The organism is Arthrobacter sp. Leaf69, assembly GCF_001422645.1.
Lineage (GTDB): Bacteria > Actinomycetota > Actinomycetes > Actinomycetales > Micrococcaceae > Arthrobacter.
Genome location: NZ_LMLR01000016.1, coordinates 54406 through 81042, shown reverse-complemented (window position 1 = coordinate 81042; position 26637 = coordinate 54406). Strand labels below are relative to the sequence as shown.

Here is a 26637-nt window from a genome sequence, read left to right as displayed (position 1 = left end):
TGCTGACCGCCGCTAAAACCGCGTCGGGTCCGGTCCCGGTGGGACCGGGCCGGGGTCGGGGATCGGCAGCGGTCCGGGCGTGGGGAACGGGCCGGGCGTTGGCGCGGGGCCAGGCTCCGGAATCGGCGGCGGGGGAGTGACCGGACCCGGTTCCGGCGGGAACGGATCCCCGGGCTGCGGCTCGGGCGTGGTGGGCCCGGGTTCCGGAGGAAACGGCTCAGGTTCGTGCGGCGGCGGAATGGTCATGCCAGGCTCCCTCACTCGTGTGGATCGCAGGATTTTTCGGGTTGTTCGACCGGCGGGCTACTCGGCGGCCCGGATTGCTCCGGCGCGGAAGACCTTCAGCTCCCACGGACGGAGATGCAGGCGGGGCACCGCACCGTCGGCAGGATAGTTGCCCAGGAGCAGCTCCGCGCTGCCCCACGCGACCGGAACGTCGGCGTCGTCGAGCGTCACCTCCTGGTCTTGGCCGGAGAAGTTGCCCAGCACCAGCAGCTGGGTTCCCGGCACCGAGCGGAGGAAGGCGTAAACGTGCTCGTCCCGCGGCAGGAGCATAGTGAAATCCCCGTGCGAGACCACTGGTTCGGTGTGCCGCAGGGCGATCACCTTCCGGTAGAAGCTGTATACGGAGTCCGGGTCGTCCACCTGCGCGGCGGCGTTGATGTGGTTGGCATTTGGATTGACCGCGATCCAAGGAGAACCGGTGGTGAAGCCGGCGTGCCGCGAGGCGTCCCACTGGACCGGGGTGCGTGCGTTGTCGCGGTTCAGCGGCGCCAGCGCGGCGAGAACATCGGCATCGGTGTGGCCCAAGTGGGTGGTGGCTTCGCGGTGGTGGTTGAGGACCTCGATGTCGCGGTAATCGCTGATCGCCCCGAAGGTCATGTTGGTCATGCCGAGTTCCTCGCCCTGGTAGACATAGGGCGTGCCGCGGTGCAGGTGCAGGATCCCGGCGAGCATTTTCGCGGAGAGTTCACGGTACCGGCCGTCGTCGCCAAAGCGGGACACGGCCCGGGCTTGATCGTGGTTGCCCCAATAGAGGCTGTTCCAGCCGCGCTCCGCCAGCCCTGTCTGCCAGCGCCCCAGGGACTTTTTGAGATCGGTGAGTTTGAGTTTCTTGGGCCGCCACTTGTTGCCGTCCTCCTGGTCCAGGGCCACGTGCTCGAACTGGAAGACCATGTCCACCTCCGCCCGCGCGGGGTCGGTGAACAGGACGGCTTCGTCCACAGTGACGCCGGGCATTTCGCCGACGGTGAGCAGCGGTCCGGTGCGCCCGGCGAAGACCTCCCGGTGCATCTCCTGCAGGAACTCGTGGATCCGCGGGCCGCCGATGTAGAACGGGGTGCCGTCGCCGTAGAGCTTGCCGGCAGCGATGGGCCCGTCCGGCAGGGCAGTGTCCTTGGAGATGAAATTGATGACGTCCATCCGGAAGCCGTCCACGCCCCGGTCCAGCCACCAGTTCATCATCTCGTAGACCGCCGCCCGGACCAGGGGGTTTTCCCAGTTCAGGTCCGGCTGCTTCCTGGAAAAGATGTGGAGGTAGTACTCGCCGGTGGCCTGGTCGAACTCCCACGCCGGGCCGGAGAACGCCGAACCCCAGTTGTTCGGCGCCGCACCCGGGCCCCCGGCGGCGTCGCCGGCATCCTCGCGCGGCGGCCGCCACCAGTACCAGTCCCGCTTGGGGTTGTCCTTCGAGGACCGTGATTCGATGAACCAGGGATGCTCGTCCGAGGTGTGGTTGACCACCAGGTCCATGACCAGCTTCATGCCCCGGGCGTGCAGCCCGTCCGTCAGTTCCCGCAACTCCTCGAGGGTGCCGAAAATCGGGTCCACGTTGCGGTAGTCGCTGATGTCGTAGCCGTTGTCGTCCTGCGGGGACGTGTAGATCGGGGACAGCCACACGACGTCGACGCCCAGCCGGTGCAGGTAGTCGAGCTTGCTGATGATGCCGCGCAGGTCCCCGATGCCGTCCCCGTTGGAATCGGCGAAACTGCGCGGATAGATCTGATAGACGACGGCGCTCTGGAACCAATCGCGGGCAGGAGCCTCAACGGATTCGTCAGTGGGCTGTTCTACCGTCATCGGGTCTCCTCAGCTGGTCCAGCAGGGTCGGCGGTCAGCACCGGCGCTGACTCACCAACGTCTGATTATTGACCAGTTCCCGCAGGCAGGGAAGACCCCTTCGGCGCTATGTGGACGGCGCCGGGCGGCGCCGGGCAGTGCCGGACGACGGCGGCCTGCCGCCCGCAGCGCCTCAGGTCTGGGCGGCGATGCTCTTGTCCCGGTCCTCGAACACTTCCTCGCCGGGGCCGGTGAACGCCTTGGAACGCTGGATCGCCTCGATGGAGCCCGTGAACAGCTGGGAGTCGTGCGGATCGGCCGGGTGCCGGCCGGGCTCGTCCGCGGCGGAGAGCTTGCCGGGCCGCTTCGCCGCGGAAGTACCGGAAGTACGGGCCGGACCAGCCGCATCGGAGGCCCCGGTCGTCCCGGCCCTCGGCGCCGCGGCACCGAGCGATTCGAGCCGGACGTGGGGGAGCGCCGTCGGGTGTTCCTGCTGCAGGAACAGCACCAGTTCCTCGCGGATGAGGCAGCGCAGGTCAAAGAGCTGGGCACTGTCGGCGGCGCTGACCAGGATCCGTACCCGGACAAAGCCGGCGGTCGCGTCGGTGATCTGCAGGATGCCCACGCGCTCGTCCCAGAGTTCGGTGGTCGCCAGGACCCGCTTGAGCTCGGCGCGCATGTCTTCGACCGGGGCGCGCCAGTCGAGGTCGAACTCCACGGTGCCCATGACCTCGGACTGCCGCCGGGTCCAGTTCTCGAAGGGGGTGGTGGTGAAGTACGTGGAGGGCAGGATCATCCGCCGGTCGTCCCAGATGTGGACCACCACGTAGGTCAGGGTGATCTCCTCGATCCGGCCCCATTCCTTCTGCACCACCACCACGTCGTCCACGCGGATCGCATCCGTGAAGGCGAGCTGGATGCCGGCGAAAACGTTCACCAGGGAGGTCTGCGCGGCCAGGCCCGCCACAATCGAGATCACGCCGGCGGAGGCCAGCAGCCCGGCGCCGAGGGCCTGGATCGCGGGGAACGTCAGCATCGCGATGCCGAGCGCCACGATGGCGATCAGGGCGACGCCGATCCGCCGGGCCAGGATCACCTGCGTGCGGAGCCTGCGGGCCCGGCGGTTGTCCGCCACGTCCACCCGGTAGCGGGCGAGCACCATGGTTTCGATGATGAGCAGCACGGCGATGGCCAGCCAGGCGAGCGAGCCGATGAGTGCGATCTGCAGCGCGTGGTCCACGTTGCGGCGCCATTCGGCGTCCTCGGTGGTCAGCCCGAGGGCGATCCGGATGCCGATCAGGCAGAGGGCCAGGCGCAGCGGCAGCCGGGCTATCCGGGATGTCTCGCGGAGGGCTTCCTGCTTGCGGTTGAGCCGGAGCACCACCCGGCGCACCAGCCAGGAGGCGAGGAGGCCGCCGGCCACGGCGAGCGCGACCGCGAGGATGGGAACCAGGAAGGGCATGGCGGGATCGAGGGCGTCTTGCATTACTTAAGCTCTAGCAAGCTTCCGCGGCCAACTGAAATCAGGAGGCACTCAACGTGGGAAGCATCACGGCCGGGGACTCCGCGGCCGCGGAGCCTGCACAGGGGGACACCAAGGGTCCAAAGGCCCTAGTTTCCTCGCCGAAAGCCCCCAGAATGGTCCAATCACTGAATATTCCCAGGGGGAGGGTGTCATGCGCCCAGCCGCATCGTTGGCCACAGTCATTTCCGCTGTTTGCGCGGCGGCCGTCCTCGCGGGATGCGGGACACCGTCGGCGGCCCCGTCCACCAGCCCGCCGGCCACCAGCGCCACGGCGAGCGCCCCGCCATCGGCGGCCACCTCACCTCCCGTCACGGTCCCGGCGGGATGGAAGACCTTCACGACGTCGGACGGTACGCTCGCATTCGACTACCCGGAGGCGTGGACCATCGTGGACCCGGCCGGGCCGCCTGCCGAAGGTGGTGTGTTTGTGGCCTTGGTGAGTGACTACGGCAAGACGATGGCCACCCTGCGGACCGGCATGGTCTCGGGCGCCGAGTGCCCGGAGAAGTTCCCGTTCATGGTGTACGACACCGAGCCCGTCCCGGCGCTGGCACAGGACGGAACGACCCCCAGGTTCGTGTACGAGGGGCGGACTGACCCGACATCGAAGGATCCGTCGAAGTCCCTTACTCTGGCCTACGGGATCACCTCCGAGCCGGAACCCGCCGGGGACACGGCCTGCCCCATCTCCCACTACTTCACCTGGCCGCCCAACCGTGCCATGTTCAGCGGCATCTATGACCCGTTCGACACCACCCCGGGGGCTCCCAAGAATGTGGACACCCCCGAGGTATATATGGACACCACCGAGTACAAAGACGTCAAGCAGGCCATCACTTCACTGCGGCCGGCCGGAAAGTAGGGACGTGCGGAAGCCGGCCGGATCGCCCGGCGCCACCCTGGGCGCCACTGTTGGCGCCGCCATCGGGGTGGTCCTGTTGCTGGCGTCCTGCGGCCTGGTGCCGGAGCCGGCTCCTCCCACGAGCCAGGCCCAGAGCAGCGCCGCAACACCGTCACCCACGACGCCGGCCGGGTCGCCGTCCGAGGAGGGGACGCCGTCGTCGGGCTGGAAGACGTTTACGACGACGGACGCGGGACTGTCGTTCGACTACCCCGCGGGCTGGACGGTCAAAGACCCCGGCGGGGCGCTCGGCGGAGAGTTCGTGGACGTGCTGAACGCTGAGGGGAAATCGATGGCCGGCCTGCGGACCAACATTGTCACCGGCGCGGAATGTGTCGGGAAGACCCCGTACGAGGTCTACGATTCGGAGCCGATGGTGGCCCTCGCCGAGGGCGGGGGCGCCGACGGCGGGGTGCCCCGCTACGTCTTCGAGTCCCGGGGCGACGACCCGGATCCTGTATCCACACAATCCACCATCGCGGCGTACGGCATCACCTTGGTCCCCGAGGAGCCCGGCGAGCTGGCGTGCCCCATGTTCCACCTGTTTCTGTGGCCGCCGAGCGGCGCGTTCTTCGGCGGGACGTACAACCCGGAGAACAACACAACGCCCGGCGACCCCAAGCGGCCGTATCTGGAGAAGGCCAAGCTGTACGCGTCGACGCCGGAGTACCAGGACATCCGGAAGATGATCACGTCCCTGCGCCCGGCCGATGCGCCGACCGGCAGCGCCACACCGTCGGGGGACTCCCGGTAGAAATCGCCGTAGAGGGCCGCCGTCTGGGGACTCGTCAGTCGTGGACGGGTTCGCCGGTGATCTTGTGGTCGGCGTGATTGATGGTTTCCTGGATGAGCCGGATGAGGTGGCCGTCATGCAGGGAGTAGATGACGCGCCGGCCGTCCTTGCGGGTGTCCACGATGCCGCTGAGCCTGAGCTTGGCCAGATGCTGGCTGACCACCGTGCGGGGCGCCTGGGCCGCCGTCGTCAGTTCGGTGACCGACTTTGGGCCCTGGGCGAGCTGCCAGAGCAGGTGCAGGCGGGTTGGTTCGGCCAGCATCCGCAGAGTTCCGGCGGCGGTCTCCAGCAGTTCCGCTCCGGGCGCTACCGCGTGGACGAGCGAGGGTTCCTCAGGAGCGCGCGGCGGTACGTTCGGCTGGCTGCTCAACGGTGTCCTCCTCGCGGGTTCCTGCTCCCCGGGTGCGTTGTCCGGGCCAGGACAGGAAAGCTCCTGCACTGCCCAGTATCGCAAGGATTGTCAGTAACAGTGCTGCCCAGCCCAGCCCTGCGGCGGCGCCCACCCACCCGGCCAGCGGGTAGGCGACGATGTAGCAGGCGTGGGAGAGGGAGAACTGGGCCGTGAATACGTACGGCCGGGTGGCCTCGGTTGACGCGTCGCGCAGCAGCCGGGCGGACGGCGTCAGGATGGTCGAGTTCCCCGCCCCCAGCACGAACCACAGCCCCAGGAGCAGCCACCACCCGGTGCCGGGCGGGGCCAGGAACATGGGCGCAGTGGCACCGCCGAGGGCCACCGGAATCACGACGGCGCCGGTCAGCATCACTGCCCTGTCCCCGAACCGCTCCAAAGCCCGGGGCGCGAACACCGCCACCAGCATGGAGCCGATACCGAAGCAGGCCAGGGCCAGGGCCAGATCGGTGTCCGGGCGGCGCAGGACATCGCGGACGTAGACCACGGTGTTGACCAGCACCAGGGCCGTTGGTGCCGCGACCACCAGGTTCAGCGCCAGCAGGGACCGCAGGCGCCGGTTGCGCCAGAAGATGCGGGCCCCGAGGGTGGTCCGGTGCCATACGGACATCACGGGCCCGTCCAGTGCCTCGACGCGGGGCAGCGCGGTGATCACAACCATGAAGGCGGAGAACAGGAACCCGGCCACCGTGCCCAGGAACAGGTTGTTGTAACTCAGAACGGTCAGCAGCAGAGCGGCCGCGGCCGGGCTGACCAGCGCTTCCATGTCATACGCCAGCCGGGACAGGGACAGCGCACGGGTGTAGTCCCGTTCATCTTTCAGCACCGTCGGGATGAGTGACTGGAACGCCGGTGTGAACGTTGCCGAGGCCGACTGCAGCAGGAAAATGACCGCGTAAATCTGCCAGGCCTCCGTGATGAACGGCAGGCACAGAGCCATCGCCGCGCGCACCAGATCCGCACCGATCAGCACCGGCTTCTTCGGCAACCTGGCCACCAGGGCATTGACCACCGGGGCGAAGCCCACATAGGCCAGCATCTTGATCAGCAGCGCCGTGCCCAGCACTGCCCCGGCGTCGCTTCCCGCCAGATCAAACGCGAGCAGGCCCAGCGCCACGGTCAACAGACCGGTGCCGATCAGTGCCACAACCTGCGCGGCGAACAACCGCAGGTAGGTACCGTTTTTGAGAACTGAGAGCATTCAGCCATCATAGATGCATATGTGCACGAGTGTGCACATATGCGTCAGGAGTCATCATGCCTTTCAGCAACCGCGGCAGGGGCGTTCGACGCCGGCAGGCAGCACTTGCTCGCGTTGCTGCTACCGATTACGCCGGGCGCGGCCGCCCGGAAGGTTGCTGCTTCGCCGCTTAGACGGCGGGGATATGCCGGTGCCGGCGGTGCGCCGGTTTCGGCAGGCCCGCCCGGGTGGTGCCTGTGCCGCCCCAGGCGTTGGACCGGGCTTCCTTGATCAGGCCGGTGCCGGCGCACTCGCGGACTGCCGTGATGCCCTCCGCGGCGGCCCGCTTGTCCTCGAAGGCCTTGGAGATCGCCAAGACCGTTCCGTCGGCGCCGAGGAGCCGGAAACGGACGTTCGCCTCAGCGTCCGTGAAGATTTCGAATTGTCCTGCCATCGTCTTTGTCCTCTCGGCAATGCAGCGCGGCGGGAGGTTAAGACACGTCCATGTGCCATGCCATTTTCTCGACACGTCCCCGCAGCACTTGACCATCATTCCTACTCTGCTCTGCGGAAGGTAAGGGGCGAAGGTCCCTATGTGGAAGGTGCGACAGTCCTCTGGCGGTGGTCTCCGTGCGGGGCGTTAGATTGGGGCATGGCTGAGTTTCCGAAGGGCGATTCCGGTGAGTGGGTCCGGCTGACGGCGCGGGTGGACGGTGTGGTGCAGGCAGTCGGCTTCCGCTACTGGACCGTGCGCAAGGCCGAGGAGCTGGGGCTGACCGGCACGGTCAGGAACAATGCCGACGGCACAGTCGGCATCGCGGCGGAGGGGCCCCAGTCAGTGGTGCTGGAATTCCGGCGCTGGCTGCGCTCGCCGGACGCGCCGGGACGGGTGGACAACGTGGATGAGTCGATCTCCCGGGCCACGGGAGCCTTCAGCAATTTCCGGGTGGTGTATTAGGGGTTGAGGCAGGGCGCGCCACCGGCCGTTGATTTCAGGGTAGGCCGTGCCGGAGCAGCTACCAAGGTATGCCATCCGGCCCGGCCAGAACGGGGCAAAGGACCCTCGGCAGGGAGCCTGTTTCTGAGTAGGGTGTCCCCATGCAGAAGATATCGCTGGATGCCCTCGCGCGGCAGCAGATTGCGGCTGCGGTGGCGGCACCCAGCGGACGTGCTGCTGACACTGCGTTTGGCGGGCATGAGAAGACCCTCCGGCAAACGGTGATGGCGTTCCGGGCGGGGACGCAGCTGAGCGAGCACCAGAATCCGGGCGAAGCCACCGTGTTCGTCCTCCGCGGCTGCGTCCGGCTGCGTGCGGGCAAGGAATCCTGGCAGGGCAAGGCCGGGGACCTGCTGATCGTGCCGGACGGGCTGCACAGCCTGGAAGCGGAAGAGGACTCGGCGATCCTGATGACCGTCGCGAAAATCAAAACCTGACGGCACAGCCGCAGCCGGGACCGGGCGACGCGATCAGCCAGCGAGGCGCTCGGCCGGGGCCGGAAAACCGCAAGGAGCAGGATATGACTGTCATTCCTTTCGAAGACGTCCCGCAGACCCGGCGGTGGTGGGCGAGGGCCGCGTATGTCGCGCTGTTCTGCGCGGCGGTGGTTCCGCTGGTGGCGGCAGGCGTGGCGGGCACTGTTGCCCTGCTCCTGACCGGTGCCGGCGGCGTTGTGGTGACGGTGGCCGGCATCTATTGGTTCCTCATCAGCCGCGGTTTTCTGCGCTGGTGTGCCTTGGCGCTGGCGGTGCTGGCCCCGCTGGTGGTCGTTTTCCTGTACGTCCAGGCGGGCCTGCTGTTGGAGGTCTTGATCTCCGTCGGGCTAGTGTTCGTGGCGGTGGTGTGTGCCCGCGCTGCCCTTCGGGAGCGCCGGGAGGGGTCGAAAATGACCGAGTACCCCGCCCCCGCATGGCAGCACCCCTTTGTGGTGATGAACCCGCGGTCCGGCGGGGGCAAGGTGGTGAAGTTCGATCTGCAGCGCAAGGCAGAGGAGCTGGGTGCCGAGGTGGCGCTCCTCGAGGGACCGGGGCAGGTGGACGTCGCGGTGCTGGCCCGGGACGCGGTGGAACGAGGCGCCGATCTGCTCGGCGTCGCCGGTGGTGACGGAACCCAGGCCCTGGTGGCCGGCATCGCGGCCGAGCACAACCTCCCCTTCCTGGTGATCAGCGCTGGCACCCGCAACCATTTCGCGCTGGACCTCGGCTTGGACCGCGAAGACCCCACGGGCTGCCTGGATGCCCTCCGCGACGGCGTGGAGTTGCACGTCGACCTCGGCAAGATCAACGGGCGCACCTTCGTCAACAATTCCTCCTTCGGGGTCTACGCCGAGGTAGTGCAAAGCCCGGAGTACCGCGACGACAAGACCGGTACCGTGCTGCAGATGCTTCCGGACCTCATCAAGGGCGCCAAGGGCGCGCGGTTGCACGCCAAAATCGACGGCACCACTGTGGACGGGCCCCAGGCGGTGCTGGTGAGCAACGGCCCGTACGGCAGCCACGACCTCGCGGGCCTGGGCCGCCGCACCCGGCTCGACCGCGGCGTGCTCGGTGCCGTGGCGCTCTCCGCCTCCAGCACCCGTGAAGCCGTCGGGCTGCTGCGCCGGGCGACCAAGCGCGGCCTGATCCAGCGCACCGCGGTGGAGGTGATGGTCGACGCCGATGTGCCCGAGATCCCGGTCGGCGTGGACGGGGAGGCGCTGATGCTTGCCACCCCGGTGCGGTGCACCATCGAACCCGCCGCCCTGCGCGTCATCGTTCCCCGGAAGCGTCCGGGCGTCCCGCCCGCCCAGCCGGCGCTGGACCTGATCCGGCTCCGCGAACTCGCGTGGGGGCGCCGGACGGCGGCGCACGCCGTGGCTTAGTTGTACGCACCGTCGGCGCAACACGCATTAGCGAGTTCTGAGCTTGCAGGCACGCAGTGCCCTCCTCCCGCAGACTTGCGGGAACCTAGTGATTCTCTGAACAACTAAGGAAACCATGCGCACCCGATACGTTCTCCCCGTCCTCACCATCGCTACAGCGCTCGCGCTCTCCGGCTGCGTCAACAACAGCGAACCGGCCGCCACCGGCGGGGCATCCGGAACCGCGGACGCCATCGAGGTGAAAAAGAATGACTCCATTGCCTCGATGCTCCCGGAGAAAATAAAGAGCGCCGGCGTACTGAACGTCGGCATGGCGAACAACTACCCGCCCAACGAGTTCAAGGACGACAACGGTGCGCCGGCCGGTTGGTCTGTGGACCTCACCAACGCCCTGGGCCAAGTCATGGGTTTGAAGGTCAACTTCGACATCGGCACGTTCGACAACATCCTTCCGGCGGTGAAGGCAGGAAAGGATGACATGGGCATGTCCTCCTTCACAGACACCCTGGAACGCGAAAAGCAGGTCGATTTCGTCAACTACTACTCCGCCGGGATCCAGTGGGCCGCCCCCAAGGGAAAAACGGTGGACCCCAACAACGCCTGCGGACTCAAGGTCGCCGTCCAGGCAACCACCTATGAGGACACCCACGAGGTACCCGCAAAGTCGAAGGCCTGCACCGACGCCGGCAAACCCGCCATCACCATCTTCAAGTACGACGCCCAGGACCAGGCCACCAACGCTTTGGTAGTCGGCCAGGTGGACGCGATGAGCGCCGATTCGCCCGTTACCCTCTACGCGATCTCCAAGACCAAGGAGAAGTTGCAGACCGCCGGCGACGCCTTCGAAGTGGCACCCTACGGCATCCCCGTGGCCAAGGGCAGCGAATTTACGCCCGTCCTCCAGAAGGCTCTCCAGTCGTTGATCGACGACGGCACCTACAACAAGATCCTGTCAAAGTGGGGCGTGGAAGCCGGCGGAGTTAAGACGGCCGACCTCAACGTGGCAGCCAAAGGGTGATAGCAGATGAGCGAGCCGGAATCGGACCGGATGATTGAGGCGGAACCCGGGGGCAACCGGGAGTCCGGCCGGAAACCGCGTGCTGGCAGGGGACGGGACGCGGACGACGCGCCGCCAGAGGCGATCGTCGCAATCCCGCTGAGGCACCCGTGGCGGAACGTGGTGGCGGTGCTCCTCGTCCTTGGGCTGGCGGTCTTTGTGCTGGATGCGGCCCAGCGCTCCGACTATGGCTGGTCGGACGTGGGCAAGTACATCTTTGATCGCCGGATCAGCCAGGCTGCGTGGGTGACGTTATGGCTGACGATCTACGCGATGATAGGCGCGATCGTCATCGGACTGCTGCTGGCCATCATGCGGCTTTCGCCGAACCCGGTTTTGAAGAGCATCGCCTGGCTGTACATCTGGATCTTCCGGGGAACCCCGGTCTACGTGCAGCTGGTTTTCTGGGGCATTGTGTCCTTGATTTATCCCGTGTTCACGCTGGGCATTCCGTTCATGGAGCCGTGGGTCACAGTCCCGAATGAAGTGTTCACCAACCTCTTCATTACCGCCGTGATCGGGCTGGCACTCAACGAGGCTGCCTACATGTCCGAGATCGTGCGGGCCGGCCTGCTCTCAGTCGATGAGGGTCAGGAAGAGGCCTCGACGGCGCTGGCGATGTCATGGGGACAGACTATGCGGTACGTCGTGGTTCCGCAGGCGATGAAAATCATCATTCCGCCTACCGGCAACGAGGTGATCTCGATGCTCAAGACCACCTCGCTGGTGGCCGCGATCCCGTTGAGCATTGACCTTTACGGGGTGTCCCGCGGTATTTCCGCCGTGACGTTCACTCCGGTGCCACTGCTGATCGTGGCTTCGCTCTGGTACCTGCTTTTCACCTCCGTCCTGATGGTTGGGCAGCATTTCATTGAAAAGCGGTTCTCGCGCGGAACCGGGAGGCTCAAGACGGGCAAGGAGCCGGCGACGCCGGCACCTGCGCCGACGGCGGTCCCCGGTACGCCCGCCCCACCGCTCGGCACAGACTTTGGAGGAAAAGGATGACGGACGCGCCGATGGTGCTTGCGGAACGGGTTTCCAAGAATTTCGGCACCAATAAGGTGTTGCGCGGGATCAGCCTCGAGGTCGACGCCGGGGAGGTGCTCTGCATTGTGGGGCCCAGCGGTTCCGGTAAATCGACGTTCCTGCGGTGCATCAACCACCTGGAACGGGTTGATGGCGGCCGCCTTTCGGTCGACGGACAGCTGGTTGGCTACCGTCAAAAGGGGGACAAGCTCTACGAGCTGAAGCTCAAGGAAGCAGCCTTCCAGCGCCAGGAGATCGGGATGGTCTTCCAGCGGTTCAACCTCTTTCCGCACCTGACCGCCGTGGAAAACATCATCCTGGCCCCCATGCGGGTGAAGGGTCTTTCCAAGGCCAAAGCCACGGCCCGGGCCATGGAGCTGCTGGAGCGTGTGGGCCTGGCGGACAAGGGGGATGCTTATCCGGCACACCTGTCGGGCGGTCAGCAGCAGCGTGTGGCTATCGCCCGTGCTCTGGCCATGGACCCGAAGCTGATGCTCTTTGATGAGCCGACGAGTGCCCTGGACCCGGAACTGGTGGGCGAGGTGCTCGACGTCATGAAGGAATTGGCGAAGAGCGGTATGACCATGATCGTGGTGACCCACGAGATGGGGTTCGCCCGCGAAGTGGCGGACACACTGGTGTTCATGGACGAAGGCGTGGTGGTGGAGGCCGGCCCACCCCGGCAGATCCTGAGCGATCCGCAGCACGACCGGACCAAGGCCTTTCTTTCCAAGGTTCTCTGACATGGACATCTGACCGTGCGGGGTCGGGCTGGGGCCCAACCGGGACCTGTGGCTTCGCCGCCGCCCGAGTGGAAAAATGAACCTGTGGACAGCCTCGCGGGCACCAAGGTCTGGGCTGACTACAACGCGGCCCAGGCAACCCGTCCCGTGCGCTCCCTCTGCCTGGACGCCATGGCGCTCGCCGGTCCGGGCGGCGGCCGCCAGGCCATAGATCTGGGGTGCGGCGCGGGCAAGGAAACGCTGGCCCTGCTGCGGGACGGCTGGCGGGTCCACGCCGTCGACTCCCTTCCGGACACCCGGGACCGGCTGCTGGCGATCGTCCCGGCGGACGCGGACGGCCGGCTCAGTATCGACGTGCGGACCTTCCAGGAACTCCGCGCCCTTCCGCCGGCGGACCTCATCTTCGCCGGCTATTCACTGCCGTTCATCCACCCGGATCACTTCGGGACGTTCTGGACCGTGATGCTGGGCGCCCTCGGGCCCGGCGGCGTCGTGGCCGTCAACTTGTTCGGTGACCGGGACACTTGGGCCGACGTCCCGGAATGGAATTTCCACACGGAAGACGCGGCACGGCGGCTCTTTGATGGCCTGCAGATCCTGAAGTTCGAGGTGTACGACGACGACGGGCAGTCCTTCCGGGGGCCGAAGCACTGGCACATTTACGACATCGTCGCCCGCAGGCCGTGAGGTAGCAGCCGGCCCGGCGCCGCGGACTGTGTCGGTGGGTTCGATATTGGCAGGCAGTCTGGGACAGACTGTTGCCGTGAGCAACTCTCCCCGGACGGGCCTGGCCGTCGCAGGACTCAGCCTGGGCACGGCGCTGAACCCGCTGAACTCTTCGATGATCGCCGTCGCGCTGGTGGTGCTGCGTGAGGATTTCGGGCTCGACGTCGCCACCGTCACGTGGGTGATCACCTCCTTCTACCTCACCTCCGCGGCGGGACAGCCGCTCATGGGCCGGCTGGCGGACCGGTTCGGACCGCGGCGACTGTTTGAGCTGGGCATGGTCCTGGTGGCCGTGACCTGCGCGGTGGCTCCGTTTGCGCCTAACTTCGCGGTGCTTTGCGTGGCCCGTGCCGTCATGGCCCTCGGCACGGCGGCCGCGTACCCGTGCGCCGTCGTGATGGTCGGGGCCCTGGCAAAGCAGGCGAACGTGAAGTCCAGCCGGCCGCTGGGCCGGATCCAGATGGCCAACACGTCCGCGGCCGCCGTCGGGCCGGTGGTGGGCGGGCTGCTGGTGGGTTTCGTCGGCTGGCAGGCGCTGTTTGTGTTGAACGTTCCGCTGGCCCTGGCTGCCATCATCCTGGTCCGCCGTTTCGCCCCTGCGGACGGTGCCCGGGAACGCGGTTCGGCGTCGGAACTGCTGCGGGACTCGGACATTCCGGGCATCCTGGCCTTCATCGGCTCCATGGTCCTGGTGATGATGGCGCTGCTCAACGTCCTGCCGGGCTACCGCTGGTGGCTGCTCGGCGCAGGCACACTGCTGGCCGTCCTCTTCGTGTGGCGCGAGCTGCGCTTCAGCCCGCCGTTCCTGGACCTGCGGCTGCTGGGCAGGAACCGGCCGCTGCTGCTGGTCTATCTGGGCTTCGCCCTTTTCAGCTGCGTCTACTACTTCGCGTTCTTCGGCCTGCCGCAGCTGCTGCAGGAAGCCGGCGGCTATGATCCCCGCGTGGTCGGACTCCTGGTGCTGCCGCTGGCCGCGGTTTCGGTGGTGTCGACGCCGGTGGCCGTCCGCGCGATGGACCGGTTCGGGGTCAAACGCGTGCTGGTCACCGGCGTCGTCATGCTCATGGTGGCGTCCGCGGCGATGTGGCTGCTGACCGCCTCGTTCGCCATCCCGCTGGTCATTGCGCTCACCGCACTGCTGGGTGTGCCGTACGGGGTGGCCAGCATCGCCTACAACCAGGGCATGTACCTTTCCACCCGGCCGGAGGAGCGCGGTGTGGCCGCCGGGATTTTCCAGACCTGCCGGTACCTCGGGGCGATCATGGCGACGGTCCTGATCGGGATCTTCTACGGCACGGGCGTGAACCAGGCCAACTGGGGGCTCGTGGTCACGGTGATGCTGGGGCTCGGAGGCGTGGTGCTGGCGGTGTCGCTGCTCTGGCGGGAACGGCGCTAGTCACGGCGTCCTGGGGCGCCTGATGCCCCGGTGTGGCTGCCGCCGTCGTCCCCTTGTTGCCGTCTTTCGCCAGCGTTTCTGATCCTCTGTTTCCGCAGGCCCAAGTCGGTCCATAATGTCCACATAAGCTTCGGGGACCCTCGCGCCGATGATGGCTGGGGCGGCACCATAGAGTCCCAGGTGGCTGCCCCGGAACTCGGCGCGACGGGCGGTCACGGGTCCGGGCAGGGACGTTCGGGGACCGAAAGCGGGGGGAGAGCATCGCCATCGCTGCGACACATTAATGCACACAAGGAGATCATCATGCTGAAGGATTCAAACATCATGGCTGTCCTCCCCGCGAAGGACATCAACCGGGCCAAGGATTTCTACCGGGACAAGCTGGGCATCGAACCCTCCGAGTCCATGGAAGAGGGCAGCGTGATGTACCGCTGCGGCAACGGAACGGGCTTCCTCATTTATCAGACCGACAACGCTGGTTCAGCCAAGAACACCCAGATGGGCTGGGAAACGGACAACCTCGACCGCGAGATGGAGGAACTGCGGGGCCGTGGCGTCGTCTTTGAAGACTACGATTTTCCCGGTCTGAAGACGGAGAACGGCGTTGCCACCGCTGACTGGGGCAGGTCCGCCTGGTTCCTGGACAGCGAGGGCAACATTCTCAACATCGCTCAGCGCACGTAGGCCGGAGGCTGGCGTCGATCCGCCACGCGAAGCCTTGCTGCGGACGGCAACGAAACCGGCCCCCACCTTCAAGGAGGGAGCCGGTTCCAGCGTGGACACCAGCGTCAAGGACGCGGCGCCCGGAGGCAGGGATCAGCCCTTGAGCTCGTAGGCTTTCGGAAGCTTCAGTCCGCGTTCTTCCATGACGGTGCGCAGGCGGGTGGGGTAGTCGGTGATGATGCCGTCCACACCGAGGTCCATCAGCCGTGTCATGTCCGCTGTGGTGTTGACGGTCCAGGGGACCACCGGCAGGCCAAGCTCGTGCGCCTCAGTGATCATCCCGGGGGTGACGGAGCGGAAGGCGGGGGAGACGGCGTCGTAGCCCTGGGCGGCCGCGGCTTTGGCAAGGGATCCGCCGTAGGTATCGATGTCGATGCCGCCGAGGTTGGCGCTGGCGCCGGGCTGGCCGACCTCGAGCCAGGCATCGCCGCTGGACAGGGCCACGAGCGGCAGCTCCGGGGCGATCTCTTGGGTCAGGTTCAACGATGACCAGTCGAACGACTGCACGGTGGTGCGATCCGCCATGCCGGACGCCCGGATCTCCGCGACCACGGCCGTGGTCAGCGCCACCATGCCCTCGCCGCCGGACATCCCGTCCTCCACCTTCGTCTCGATGTTGAAGCGCACCTTCTTGGCGCCGGCGTCGCGCACCAGCTGGAACACGTCCTGGAGCTCGGCGATCCGGTTGCCCTCGATCACGTCCTGCTCCGGGTAGCCCTTGAGCTGGGTGAAGCCGCAGTCCAGCGTCTTGATCTGGGCAAGCGACAGCTCGGCAACCCGGTCACCGACATACGGGAAAGCGGCGTCGCCCGGAGTGACCGGCGCGGTGTCCTGGCACTTGTCGGCCTGGATCGTGTCGTCGTGCCAGACGATGACCTTCCCGTCGGCGGTCAGGTGGGTGTCGAGCTCCAGCGTGGTCACGCCGAGTTTCAGCGAGTTGGCGAAGGCGGCCAGGGATTCCTCGGTCCACTCGCCGCGGCCTCCCCGGTGCGACTGCAGGTCAAAGGACCCGTTGCTCTGGTTGGTCTTGACGCCGGCTGGTGCCTCGGCGGCAGCGGTTCCGGCAGCGTTCGACGACGGCGCTGAGCCAGCTTCGGGGTGTGAAGCGGCGACGGCGGGGCTCGCCAGAGAGGCGATGAGCGCGGCGGCGGCCGCGGCAGTCAGGACTGTGCGCATGGTGATGGTTCCTCCTGGGTGACGGTTGCCGGCGCTCCGCCGGCGACCCGACCACCCTAGGGAGGCGAGGTGGACGGCGTCGTTCGGAGAACTGGATCCCGGGTGAACATTTCGTCGCCGGGGGTAGGCCGGGACCGCTGCAAACGCGGTAGCCACGGCATCTTGACACACCCAAACCGCCGGAATAAGTTCGGCCTTAACGGAGCGTTCCGCCCGTTTAACATCACTTTTTACAGTCTCTCTCGGCGCTCCACGCGGCGCCGACCGCTGGGAAATGGCGGTTTGGCGGCGTGGGGTCGTGTGGTGTGCCCGGACAAGGCGCTGGGGATCCAATTCGGTCTCTCGCCTATAAGGAGTCGGAAATGTCGGAAGGTATTGGACTGATAGAGCGGTTTTACAAGGATGTCATGGAGAGCGGAAACGTCGCCCTGGTCGATGAGCTGGCGACGGACAGCTATGTCGATCACGAAGAGGGCTTCCCGGGGCAACCGGCCGGCAGGGACGGCGTGAAATTCTTCGTCAACACAATGCGGTCGGCGTTCCCTGACATCAAGGTCAAGGAGATCGCGCCCTCGCTGAGCGCCGGAAATATGGAGGCGTGCCACGTGATCCTAACGGGCACCCACCGTGGCGAGCTGGCCGGCATCCCGGCCACCGGCAAGAGCGTGGAGTTCGACTGCACGGACATCATCCGTGTCGAGGACGGGAAGGTGGCCGAGCACTGGGGCACCACGGACAACATGAAGCTCATGCAGCAGATCGGCGCCATGGCTATGGCCTGAGTAAAACCGAAGCACGACGGCGGCCGGAACCGCCGCCGTCGGGCTTCACGTTCTAATCCTCGAGACCCGCCTCGATCGCCTCCAGATCACGCACGGCGTAGCGGTGGTGCTCCCACTCCTCGTTAAGAATTGTGTGCAGGCACGACAGGATGGTCACCGCATGGTCGGGGCCCCAGGGATTTTTGCGCACCTTGGCCAGGTCAGCCGGGGTTGCAGCGGCGAGGAAGTCGCGCACCATGGCTACCCGGCCTGCCCGGACCTCGAGCACTTCCGCATACGACGGTGCCGGCGTCGAGAAGACTGACATGTCGTAACCGTCAGGCTCGTACTCAAAGTTTGGCTGACCTGCGGGGTGATACGGCTGCTCGATCTCCAGAATGGCCCGGCCCAGCCATGTATCGGTGGCCATGACCAGATGACGGAGCGTCTGGGCGAATGACCACTCACCATCCACCGAGATATCGACAGTGCCGGCCGGCATCGCCGCCGCGCGCTCGAGCGTCGCCGACCACGTACCCTCCAGTGTGGCCCAGGCCTTACGAAGACCGTCCGGATCGCCCGCGCGTCGCTCGGAGCGGCCGGGAAAACGGCGGTTGAGCTCGGCCTCGACGAAGGGGGCCACATCGACGCCGTTGACGCGCAGGGCGTTCCCGCCGTCGAACAGCCACGGTGCGTCGATGTCTGCCCCGCCCACGTCCACCCCCCGCATCACCGCGGCGGACAGGTCAGACCGGACGAACCGGGCTCCGTGCAGGTTGACGTCGACGAATTCTGCTCCATGGAGGTCGTCGGACTGATTGAAAGCTGCCATGGCGAAAACTGTCCCACGATTTTCCCGCGGACGCACGAGAAATACGGAAGTGGTCAGCCGACGGCGGCGGTCAGCCGCTCGCCGTTGAAGTATTCGAGGTTCCAGCCGTCTGCGGGATGGTGGTGGGCCAGGTTGAGCACGGCGTTGTCGACGCTCGGCAGGGTGCGTCCGACCGCGCGGCTGAGGCTCACCCGGAGGAGCGAGCCGTGCGTGACCACCAGGATGCGGCCGCCGCGGAGCTCCTCGGCCAGCGCTTCCAGTGCGGCGAGACCGCGGCCCGCTGCCTCGTCCTCGCCTTCGGCGCCGTGGAAACCGCCGGGGGTGCGCAGGGCATCGAGCTCGGGACCCTGCTGCAGGCCCTCTGCGGGGCCGAAGCTGCGCTCGGCGAGGTCCGGGACGCGCCGGGCCACGGTGAGCCCGAGCCCGGCGGCGATCAGGTCGGCGGTTTCCGCGGCGCGGCTCAGCGGTGACGACACGATGGTGTCCCACCCGTGCCCGGCCAGGGCTTCGACGGCGCCCCGCGCCTGGTCACGCCCGATGTCGTTCAGCGGAATGTCGGTGGATCCCTGCAGCCGGCGCTGCGCATTCCAGTCGGTCTGGCCGTGGCGGATGAGCGCAAAGGTTGTAACGGTCATGGTTCCAGTCTGCCTTGGCGGGCGGTGGAACCGGACATCGCAGGGGCGCGGGACCGTCTCAGGTGCGGCTGTTCAGTACCGCCTGCAATTTCTCGAACGATTCGGTCCATCCGTTGCGGTGCAGGTCCACCCGCTCTTCCGTCAGGAACGGTCCCTGCGAGAGCGCCAGGCGTGTGGCTTCGCCGGTAGTCCCGAGCGAGAGGTCGACGACGGTTTCCCGGTCGTCCGGCGTCGGTTCCTCCCATAGGAAGGTGTACACCAGGTGCCATGGCGGATCGATCTCCAGGAACTCGCCGGCGAGATGGAACGGTTCGCCGTCCGGCGGCGCCATGCGGAACCGGTAGCGGCCGCCTTCTGTGAGGCTCAGTTCGGCTGCCGGGATGGTGAAGCCCTGCGGACCCCACCACTTCGCCAGTTCGGTCGATTCCGTCAGCATCCTGAAGACTTCTTCCGGGGGAGCATCGAGGGTGCATTCCAGGTTCAGGACCAGTCCGCCGGTTTCCTCGTTCATAGTTCAACTCTGGCACCCTGCGGACGCGAACGGAAGCGGATCGGGCGGTCAGCCGACTGTCTGAATTACTGCATTATGCCGCCAGCCCGGTCTGCGCCTTCGCTGCGTGCTGCGGAGCCCGGGTGGCGGCGAGCTGCTTCGCCAGGTATTTGGCGTCCCGGCCCACGCCCGGGAGGGTTTCCGAGGCTTCTGCGAAGATGAGCTCCTTCCCCAGCAGGTACAGGCCCGGCAAGGCGTCCACGATCCCGCGGTGCTGCTGCTCCCGCCAGTTCACGGGCAGCGCCGGGATGTCCAGCCAGGGGTAGGCCTCGGTGAAGCCGGTGCACCAGATGACGTTTGCCACCGGAAGGCGTAGGCCGGCGTCGAGCATGACGTCGCCGTCCTCAACTCCGGTGACCCGCGGCACCAGGTGGACCCCGGCTGCGCGCAGGTCCGCGAGCTTGGTGCGGATCAGCGGCCTGGCCATGGCAGCAATCTTGGGCAGCGCCCTGCGTCCGACCGGCGTGTTGGTGGTCAGCACATGCAGCCCGGCGAAGCGGACCACCGGGAACACAAAGCGCGCCGCGGCCCGGCCGTGCCGGAACGGGAGCTCGGCACTCGGCTTGCCGGCCAGCCAGGTTTCATGCGTGCGGCTGGTCTCCAGGGCGATCTCCGCTCCGGAGTTGCCCACCCCCACCACCAGGACGGGGCCGGGCTTCAGCTGGGTCGGGTTCTTGTAGTGGCGGGAGTGGAGTTGCATGACGTCGGACGGCAGGTCCGCCGCAAAGCCCGGCGTCTTGGGCAGCTGGCAGGCGCCGGTGGCGAGGACGACGTTCGCCGCCGTCCAGCGCCGCGTCCCGGCCGTGACCTGGAACCGCTGCCCGTCGTGGCTCAGCCGGGTGACGGCCGTGTTGGGCCGGACCGGCAGGTGGAACCGGGAAGCGTAGTCCTCTAGATAGTCCGCCTGCTCGTCCTTGGTGGGGAAGGCCAGGGGGTCGCCCGGGAAGGGCCGGCCGGGCAGGCCGTTGTACTTGGCGGGGGTGAACAGCCGCAGCGAGTCCCAGCGGCTCCGCCACGCATCGCCAACCCGTGTGCCGGCGTCGAGAATGACAAAGTCCTGGCGCTGCTGCGCCAAGTAGTAGCCCAGCGCCAGTCCGGACTGACCGGCGCCGATGATGACGGTGTCGACGGCGGCAGGGCCGACTTTGCCAGTGCCGCCTGTGCCAGTGCCGGCTGCGCCGGCGGTGTCAGCTGCTGGGGTGGTATTCATGGTGGGTGACTCCTTTGGAGTTGCATCTGCAGTGGGGTGGTTATGAACGCTGTGCCTGCCGCGGTGCCGAGTGGTCGGCGGGTCCGGACCGGAACCGCAGGTACCAGATGAGCAGCAGCGCGGAGGCGACGACGTAGAAGAAGTGCAGCAGCCAGATCGGCCCCAGCGGGAGGCTGAAGACGTAGATGGAGTGCACTGCGTTGGCGACGTTGCTCAGCGCGAGGTAGCCGAGGCTGTAGGAGTCAAGATCCCTTGTGTGGAGGGCCTTGAGCAGCATGGGCAGGTAGCTCACCGCGAAGAGGCCGGTGGACACCATTCCTGCGAGCACTGAAACGTTCATGCCATTAACGCTATTTTTCGCAGCGTCGCGGCGAATCGGGCGAATCACCCATTTCTTGGGGGCGGGGGAGAACCCGGGTATGGGTACTTTTATGCAGGGCGGGAGGTCAGGGCGAGTCCGTGCTGGTAGGCGTAGGCCGTGACCGCGGCCCGGGAGGTCAGCCCCAGTTTGGTGAAGATATTGCTCAGGTGCCGGGCCACCGTTTTTTCGCTGATGAACAGCTCGGCGGCGATGTTGCGGTTGCTCAGTCCGGCGGAGACGAGCCGGACCACCTCGGTTTCGCGGGCGGTGAGCGGCCCGGCATCGGCGGCGTGATGAGGGCCGTTCCCGGTGCTGGGCGCCGGGGCTGTCCGGGCGTCCGCCGCTGCGGCCGCCGATTGCTCAGGTTCCGCCAGTTCAGGCCCCGCCAGTTCAAGCTCCGCCAGTGCCGGCGCGGCGCCCAGCTCGGAAAAGACCACCCGGGCCGCCTCGCGCTCCAGCCGGGCGGATTCCTCATCTCCGAGCGCGGCGCACACCCTGGCCAGGAGGGCGCGGCAACGGGCCGCCTCGAACGGTGCGTCGAGGCTGAGCCAGCGGGACCATGCACGGCGTAGCGGGACCAAGGCAGCCCCGGGGTCGCCGTCGTGGAACAGGACAGCGGCTTGGGATTGCTCGGCGAGAGCGTGCAGCAGGGGCATGTCGATCGAGGCGCACAGCGAGTCCAGCTCCTCCACGGCGGCCCGTGCTGCCGGTGCGTCGCCTGCTGCCAGTTCGATCTCCACCCGGGCGGCGAGCATCAGGCGCCGGTAGGCGGGGTCGATGCCGTCCATGGCCTGCCGGAGCAGGGACTGGGCCTGGTCCGGCCTGCCTTGGGCCAGGCGCAGGAGCGCCAGCCCGGGCTGCGCCGGGAAACCGGTGTCCTGGGCGTGCAGGTAGGCGGCCTCGGCGTCGTCGAAGTCGCCCCGGAGCCGGTGGATTTCGGCCTGTTGGTAGAAGCCGCCGTAGGTGGCCATCCGGTCGCCACGGAAGGCGAGGTCCTGCGCCGTTTTGGCGGCGTCGATCGCCTCGGTCCAAGCGCCGTGCAGCCGGTAGAGCTCGGCCCGGTGCATCTGGCACTGGCCGCTGAACGCCACCAGCTTCTGCTGCGCGTCGCACCACCGGTCCAGCGCCCGCGTCCACTCGTGGGCGCGGCGCAGATCGAAGGCCAGATGGCAGGTTTCAATCACCGCGCAGTAGATGATCCCGGCGGGGATCGGGGAGATTTCCCCGACGGTGACGGCCACCATGGCTTCGTCGAGCAGGGCCAGGCCGTCGTCTAACTCGCCCAGCATGATCTTTGCCTGCCCAAGGCCCAGCGTTCCGAGGGCCGCCGAGTCAGCGTCGCCGCGCGCCCGACCCAGCTCGGCAGTCCGGGTGAAGGCTTCCGCGGCGGAGGCGCCGTCGCCCTGGTAGAGGGCGCCCAGCCCGACAGGGACGGACAGCAGGCCCTCGAAGGGGCAGGGCTCGGGCAGGTCCTCGACGATCCGGCGGGCGCGGGCCAGCCAGCCGGCGCTGCGGGCCGGTTCGCCCAGCAGGATGAGGTTCATTCCGGTCCAGACGGCGCAGCGGGCGGCCGCGGGGTAGTCGCCGTCGGCGAGGTACTTCAGGTGCGCCCGGGCCAGGATGTCCACCCCCTCGGAGCCCCGGCCGGTGAGGATGACGGAGATGGCCAGCTGTTCCAGATCGCCGGCGGGAAGTTCCTCGTCCTGGTCGGCGGCGGTGTACTGCCCGACGGCGTCCGGCCAGCGCCGTGCGGCGTAGGCTTCCCGGCCGTCTGCGAGTGTAGACATCGCGCCTCCCCGTTCCCGGTGGCGGGTCTGAGCCTGTGGGCACAGCCCGCCCGGCCCTCCCGGAACCGGTGGTGGGCGGCGTGGCCCGTCATCTGCTTTTCAGGCTACAGCCGGGGTTTAGGGGCGGCAAGGTGCTCGGTCGAGGCGCCCGTAGGCCCGGGGATTCAACGACGACGGCGGCGTCCGGCCGGCGCTCGCCGGCCCGCCTCAGGTGTACATCAGGGAGCCGGGGGTGGTGAGGAGTTCACCGGTTTCCAGCCAGGTCTTCAGGCCGGAGAGGATCATCGGCCAGCCGCCGTAGAGCTGGTCGTTGGCGCCTTCGCGGAGCTGGTCGTGGGTGACGGTCAGGCGGCAGGAATCGCCCACCGGTTCGATCTCCCAGGTGATCCGGGACGTGCCTTCGGCCTTGACGTCCTCGCCCCAGAGCGCGCGCATGCTTTGGACGAGCCGGCGGGGCGGGTCAACCTCCAGGTTTTCGCCCTCGCCCAGGGGTTCGCCGCCCTTGGGTGCCATCTCGAACCGGGATCCCGGCGTCCAGTCCGAGGTGATGACGGACCCGAACTGGTACTTGCTGCGGATCTCGCCGTCCGTGATGGCCTCCCAGAGCCGCTCCGGGGTGGTCTTGATATAGATTTCGAAGATCTTTTCCATGGGACTTTCCAATCTGGTTTTGAGGTCGCTGAGGCCAGCGGCCCATGGTTCGGCATATTTGCTCACCCAGCGGTCGTGGACCAGCCGGATGGGTACCGGATTCAGGAAATGGAGTTTCTCGCGCCCCCGACGGCGGGTCACCACCAGGCCGGCGTCCTCCAAAACTTTGAGGTGCTTCATTACGCCGTAGCGGGTCATCTCGAAGCGGGCCTCAAGAGCGTGGAGGGTCTGCCCGTCGTTCCTGAAGAGTTCATCCAGGAGATCGCGGCGGGTGGCGTCGGCAAGGGCCTTGAATACGGCGTCCACAGCTCCAGAATAGGTGACTGATTGGTCACATGTCTAGGGTACGTCCGTGTCCGGTTTCCCGCGCCGCAGGTGTCGGTGGTGTCGCTCGTAGCTGTCGAAGACGGCGGACGATGTGGCTCCTGTATGGCCGAATTTGCCGCGAAGGACCTCCGCGAGAGCGTCCAGCGATGCGTGGAGCATCCGTCCGGCGAACTGGAGTTCGAGGCTGTCGCTGTGCTGGGCCTGGGATGCCAGGTCCTGGGCGTAGGCCACAGTGGCGGGCAGGGAGCCGCGCTGCTCGATTTCACGGAAGTAATAGGTTTCATGGAACGCAAGCAGATCTATGCTCACCGACGCCACGTTTCCGGCCATTGATTCCAGTAGTCCGGCAGCATGCCCGGGGTCCAGCGACAGTACACCCGACGGACCTGCAGCCTCCCTGAACAGGTTCAGCTGGTGGGCAAGGGTCCGGCGGCGGTTCAGGGCCGGGTACATCTGCAGGATCCAGGTGACCGTTGCCGTCAGCAGCCCGAAGCCGGTGACGGCCTGGAGGGCCACAACCAGCCTGAGCAGCGGATTCGCCGGCACGATGTCGCCGAACCCCAAAGTGGAAAGCGTGACAAGGGAGATGTAGAGCGCTTCCGCAAAGTCGCCCCGCTGTGGAACTCCGGGTCCGTGAACAAAGCCGGCCGGCAGTTGGGGCAGATAGAGCAGGGCCCAGCCGATGGCCGCCAGGCTTGCCCAGGCTCCAATCACAGCGGCCATGGCCAAAGGTGCCGCGATGAAGGAGCCCCGGCCCCGCAGTTTTCTGGACACCAGCCAGAATCCGCGCATGATCGCCCGGCCCAAAGGACCAGAGCCATGCGGGTAAAGGAGCGTACGAAAGACATCAACGAGCATCAGCAGGACCAGCCCGGCCCCCAAAACCGTCCAGAGCGTGCCCTCGAAGTCCATGCCTCATCTTATGGGCGGCGCCCTGGGCATAGTGACAAACAGAGGAACCCCGCAGTGCCGGGCACTGCGGGGTCCCTCGCTGGCTGGATCCAGGTTACTCGGAACCGGGTTTCTGTTCCCGGTCCCGGAGATTCTTCTTGATCTCGTCGAACTTCTCCTTGATGACCCGTTCCGCCTCCGAGAGCGTTTTGCTGGCACTGCTCAGGGGATCCATCTGAACGTAGACGTTGTGGCCGACAGGCAAGTCGTACTCGTCCTTCAGATGGGTGCCGCCGCCCACGCCCTGAAGAGACAGGTACACCATGGCGTCCGTCCGGGCGACGCCGGAGAGTGTTCCGAAGACAACTGTGAAGTCGTTAGGTTCAAAGCTCACAGTCTGACCGATATGGCTGCGGTCCAGGTCGCCGGCTGCCACCGGCTTCTCGGACGGACTTCCGCTGTAGCTCATGAACTTCTCCTAATAAGTCGAGGGACACGTACCCGAGCAGTCTATATACGGGGCCCGTGAAGGTCCGGCGGTTCCGCTTTGGGCGAGGAAGCCGCGGTGGCGGTATTGTCCGCTTCCGTGGTGCTCAGCGCGGATGACCCCCGGCCTGCCGCTTCTGCTGAAATGACCGTGTGCGACGGCGGGGCGTCCTGAATTACGCCAGCGGCTCGGCGCCCTTACCTTGGAGGGACATCCCTGCCCGGGAACTGAGCCCGTCGTTCGCGGTGCTCCTCGTACCGGTTCGGTGATCAGCCGAGCGCGAAGCGGCAACTACCCGGTCGCGTCCAGGATGCGCTGGCGGCGTGCCTCAAATAATTCCAGACTGTCCAGACGGTAACGAGCGTATGTTGGGACGTCGGAGGGCAGCACCGGCTACTCGAAGTTGTCGAAAGGGAGCAAGAAGCGCACTGCACCACTTTCATCTACGAAGTCGCCGAGATGGAAATGCTTGACGTATCCGTCGAAGGAGCCGAATAGCGCGAAAAAGCCCGCAAAACGATCCATGGTCGTGGCCAGGGGACTCGTGCCACCCTCGTAGAAGCGCCGGATCGCTTCGAGGGTCAAGTCCCATCGGTCTTGGATCCGGGGATGAGTGCCTCGATTCTGGTTGAGGCTGCCCTGAGAGACTGGGAAGATCATGAAGCCGCAGATCGTGTACGAGCGTCGCAGAAACGCATCGTTGACCTCGTCTGGAAGCTGCGCGTAGAGGTGGATCAATTTCCTTCGATGCCGCGTCGCAATCGTGTCGCTTCCGAGAACAATTCTCGTGCCGTCTCCTTCATATACAAGATACGGTGAGCGAGCGCGCCCAGCGTGAAGCTCGAACGGCCGCCCGTCAGGGAGCGGCTTGCTCCATAGGAGCTGGTGGTATCGCCGGAGTGTGGGGCTGTGACTGTCGGGATCCTTACCCGCCGGAGTGTCATCGAAGAAATTGTAGTCGACGTCAATCTCTCTAAGCTCGCTCATGAGCTGAAGCTAGCAGGAGCGGCCGACGTCGGGTCCCGTCGACACGCTAGGTGCCTTCGCCTTAGTGCAGCCACCCTCCGCGGCCTCGTAGGAATCGAGTGCTGCGTCCGTGCCGGGATGAACATCGTGGGAGAGGACCTGGCCGATGACCCCCTGTCCTCTTTCCTCATGTCTGCTCCGGGCGTCTCGCAGCTTAGAAGACCCGAGCGGTGGCCTGGCTGTCTAAGTCATGTCAGTGCGGTCATGGCGTTCCAGCCGCTGCCGATTCGTACCCGGGTGAGGAAGGATCCTTTGCCGTTGCCGGGGTAGAACCACAGGACGCCGGTGTTGTCCCTGGCNGTCATGGCGTTCCAGCCGCTGCCGATTCGTACCCGGGTGAGGAAGGATCCTTTGCCGTTGCCGGGGTAGAACCACAGGACSCCGGTGTTGTCCCYGGCYAGCAGGTCGGCCCGGCTGTCACCGTTGAGGTCTCCGGTGCCGGTAATGGATGTCATGGCGTTCCAGCCGCTGCCGATTCGTACCCGGGTGAGGAAGGATCCTTTGCCGTTGCCGGGGTAGAACCACAGGACGCCGGTGTTGTCCCTGGC

At 66.7% G+C, this 26637-nt stretch carries 29 protein-coding genes; 12 read left to right on the top strand and 17 right to left on the bottom strand.

From position 1 onward, the window contains the following. Positions 1–303 precede the first annotated feature (303 nt). A complete protein-coding gene (locus ASE96_RS17620) occupies positions 304–2079 on the bottom strand; it encodes a glycoside hydrolase family 13 protein (protein WP_056433485.1) in 1776 nt (591 codons plus the stop codon). Positions 2080–2251: 172 nt separating this feature from the next. Continuing rightward, on the bottom strand, positions 2252–3544 hold the full coding sequence (locus tag ASE96_RS17615) for a mechanosensitive ion channel family protein (RefSeq protein ID WP_082492836.1): 1293 nt from the start codon (positions 3542–3544) through the stop codon (positions 2252–2254). Positions 3545–3734: 190 nt separating this feature from the next. On the opposite strand from ASE96_RS17615, the gene ASE96_RS17610 reads away from it, so the two are divergent. Both ASE96_RS17610 and ASE96_RS17605 read left to right on the top strand, forming a co-directional pair. Continuing rightward, positions 3735–4445: a hypothetical protein gene (locus ASE96_RS17610; RefSeq protein WP_082492835.1), complete on the top strand. Its 711-nt coding sequence runs from the start codon at positions 3735–3737 to the stop codon at positions 4443–4445. A 4-nt stretch (positions 4446–4449) separates the two neighbouring features. Continuing rightward, on the top strand, positions 4450–5238 hold the full coding sequence (locus ASE96_RS17605) for a hypothetical protein (RefSeq protein ID WP_056433480.1): 789 nt from the start codon (positions 4450–4452) through the stop codon (positions 5236–5238). Positions 5239–5272: 34 nt separating this feature from the next. Here the strand turns inward: ASE96_RS17605 and ASE96_RS17600 are convergent, their stop codons facing one another. From ASE96_RS17600 to ASE96_RS17590, 3 genes are all read right to left on the bottom strand, one after another. Continuing rightward, positions 5273–5647, bottom strand: a complete 375-nt coding sequence (locus ASE96_RS17600) for an ArsR/SmtB family transcription factor (protein ID WP_056433477.1) — start codon at positions 5645–5647, stop codon at positions 5273–5275. Further along, positions 5610–6887 carry an MFS transporter gene (locus ASE96_RS17595; protein ID WP_056433474.1) on the bottom strand — a complete coding sequence of 426 codons (1278 nt, stop codon included), beginning with the start codon at positions 6885–6887 and terminating at the stop codon, positions 5610–5612. The genes ASE96_RS17600 and ASE96_RS17595 overlap by 38 nt, the downstream gene beginning before the upstream one ends. Positions 6888–7056: 169 nt before the next feature. After that, positions 7057–7320: a YegP family protein gene (locus ASE96_RS17590; protein ID WP_056433471.1), complete on the bottom strand. Its 264-nt coding sequence runs from the start codon at positions 7318–7320 to the stop codon at positions 7057–7059. A 198-nt stretch (positions 7321–7518) separates the two neighbouring features. Here ASE96_RS17590 and ASE96_RS17585 point away from each other — a divergent pair, with 198 nt between their 5' ends. The 9 genes from ASE96_RS17585 (at position 7519) to ASE96_RS17545 (ending at position 15356) form a co-directional block, all read left to right on the top strand. Further along, positions 7519–7824: an acylphosphatase gene (locus ASE96_RS17585; RefSeq protein ID WP_056433468.1), complete on the top strand. Its 306-nt coding sequence runs from the start codon at positions 7519–7521 to the stop codon at positions 7822–7824. 140 nt (positions 7825–7964) lie between these two features. Continuing rightward, positions 7965–8300, top strand: coding sequence for a cupin domain-containing protein (locus ASE96_RS17580; RefSeq protein WP_056433466.1), 336 nt, complete (start codon positions 7965–7967; stop codon positions 8298–8300). An 83-nt stretch (positions 8301–8383) separates the two neighbouring features. Next, positions 8384–9724: a diacylglycerol/lipid kinase family protein gene (locus ASE96_RS17575; RefSeq protein ID WP_056433463.1), complete on the top strand. Its 1341-nt coding sequence runs from the start codon at positions 8384–8386 to the stop codon at positions 9722–9724. 115 nt (positions 9725–9839) lie between these two features. Beyond that, positions 9840–10742, top strand: coding sequence for an ABC transporter substrate-binding protein (locus ASE96_RS17570; protein ID WP_056433460.1), 903 nt, complete (start codon positions 9840–9842; stop codon positions 10740–10742). Positions 10743–10748: 6 nt separating this feature from the next. After that, on the top strand, positions 10749–11786 hold the full coding sequence (locus tag ASE96_RS17565) for an amino acid ABC transporter permease (RefSeq protein WP_056433457.1): 1038 nt from the start codon (positions 10749–10751) through the stop codon (positions 11784–11786). Further along, positions 11783–12550, top strand: a complete 768-nt coding sequence (locus ASE96_RS17560) for an amino acid ABC transporter ATP-binding protein (RefSeq protein ID WP_056433455.1) — start codon at positions 11783–11785, stop codon at positions 12548–12550. Before ASE96_RS17565 ends, ASE96_RS17560 begins: the two co-directional genes overlap by 4 nt. 84 nt (positions 12551–12634) lie before the next feature. Further along, positions 12635–13237, top strand: a complete 603-nt coding sequence (locus ASE96_RS17555) for a class I SAM-dependent methyltransferase (protein WP_056433452.1) — start codon at positions 12635–12637, stop codon at positions 13235–13237. A gap of 76 nt (positions 13238–13313) precedes the next feature. Further along, entirely contained in the window at positions 13314–14672 is a 1359-nt protein-coding gene (locus tag ASE96_RS17550) for an MFS transporter (RefSeq protein ID WP_056433449.1), read from the top strand. A 303-nt stretch (positions 14673–14975) separates the two neighbouring features. Next, positions 14976–15356, top strand: a complete 381-nt coding sequence (locus tag ASE96_RS17545; RefSeq protein WP_056433445.1) for a VOC family protein — start codon at positions 14976–14978, stop codon at positions 15354–15356. A gap of 132 nt (positions 15357–15488) precedes the next feature. Here ASE96_RS17545 and ASE96_RS17540 read toward each other — a convergent pair whose 3' ends face one another. Continuing rightward, positions 15489–16571 carry a glycerophosphodiester phosphodiesterase family protein gene (locus ASE96_RS17540; protein ID WP_056433443.1) on the bottom strand — a complete coding sequence of 361 codons (1083 nt, stop codon included), beginning with the start codon at positions 16569–16571 and terminating at the stop codon, positions 15489–15491. A gap of 362 nt (positions 16572–16933) precedes the next feature. Here ASE96_RS17540 and ASE96_RS17535 point away from each other — a divergent pair, with 362 nt between their 5' ends. Next, the gene (locus tag ASE96_RS17535) at positions 16934–17353 is read left to right on the top strand and encodes an ester cyclase (protein WP_056433440.1); all 420 of its coding nucleotides are present in this window, start codon (positions 16934–16936) and stop codon (positions 17351–17353) included. Positions 17354–17405: 52 nt separating this feature from the next. On the opposite strand, the gene ASE96_RS17530 is transcribed toward ASE96_RS17535, so the two are convergent. The 11 genes from ASE96_RS17530 to ASE96_RS19765 all read right to left on the bottom strand — a co-directional run. Continuing rightward, positions 17406–18164 (bottom strand): DinB family protein, encoded by a 759-nt coding sequence (locus tag ASE96_RS17530; RefSeq protein ID WP_056433437.1) that lies wholly within the window; start codon positions 18162–18164, stop codon positions 17406–17408. Positions 18165–18217: 53 nt separating this feature from the next. After that, a complete protein-coding gene (locus ASE96_RS17525; protein WP_056433434.1) occupies positions 18218–18799 on the bottom strand; it encodes a histidine phosphatase family protein in 582 nt (193 codons plus the stop codon). Between the two features lie 58 nt (positions 18800–18857). Further along, positions 18858–19310, bottom strand: a complete 453-nt coding sequence (locus tag ASE96_RS17520) for an SRPBCC family protein (RefSeq protein WP_056433431.1) — start codon at positions 19308–19310, stop codon at positions 18858–18860. Positions 19311–19383: 73 nt separating this feature from the next. After that, positions 19384–20559, bottom strand: coding sequence for a flavin-containing monooxygenase (locus ASE96_RS17515; RefSeq protein ID WP_056433428.1), 1176 nt, complete (start codon positions 20557–20559; stop codon positions 19384–19386). A gap of 40 nt (positions 20560–20599) precedes the next feature. Continuing rightward, a complete protein-coding gene (locus ASE96_RS17510; protein WP_056433425.1) occupies positions 20600–20899 on the bottom strand; it encodes a hypothetical protein in 300 nt (99 codons plus the stop codon). An 89-nt stretch (positions 20900–20988) separates the two neighbouring features. Then, positions 20989–22707, bottom strand: a complete 1719-nt coding sequence (locus tag ASE96_RS17505) for a helix-turn-helix transcriptional regulator (RefSeq protein ID WP_056433422.1) — start codon at positions 22705–22707, stop codon at positions 20989–20991. A 207-nt stretch (positions 22708–22914) separates the two neighbouring features. Continuing rightward, positions 22915–23664 carry an ArsR/SmtB family transcription factor gene (locus ASE96_RS17500; RefSeq protein ID WP_056433419.1) on the bottom strand — a complete coding sequence of 250 codons (750 nt, stop codon included), beginning with the start codon at positions 23662–23664 and terminating at the stop codon, positions 22915–22917. A gap of 33 nt (positions 23665–23697) precedes the next feature. Further along, complete coding sequence (locus ASE96_RS17495) at positions 23698–24597, bottom strand: potassium channel family protein (RefSeq protein ID WP_056433416.1); 900 nt, start codon at positions 24595–24597, stop codon at positions 23698–23700. Positions 24598–24691: 94 nt separating this feature from the next. Beyond that, positions 24692–25045 (bottom strand): hypothetical protein, encoded by a 354-nt coding sequence (locus ASE96_RS17490; RefSeq protein ID WP_056433413.1) that lies wholly within the window; start codon positions 25043–25045, stop codon positions 24692–24694. 411 nt (positions 25046–25456) lie between these two features. After that, positions 25457–26050 carry a DUF6994 family protein gene (locus ASE96_RS19285; protein ID WP_156367658.1) on the bottom strand — a complete coding sequence of 198 codons (594 nt, stop codon included), beginning with the start codon at positions 26048–26050 and terminating at the stop codon, positions 25457–25459. 339 nt (positions 26051–26389) lie between these two features. After that, the coding region (locus ASE96_RS19765; RefSeq protein WP_326952838.1) for an FG-GAP repeat domain-containing protein at positions 26390–26637 on the bottom strand (248 nt) is incomplete at both ends.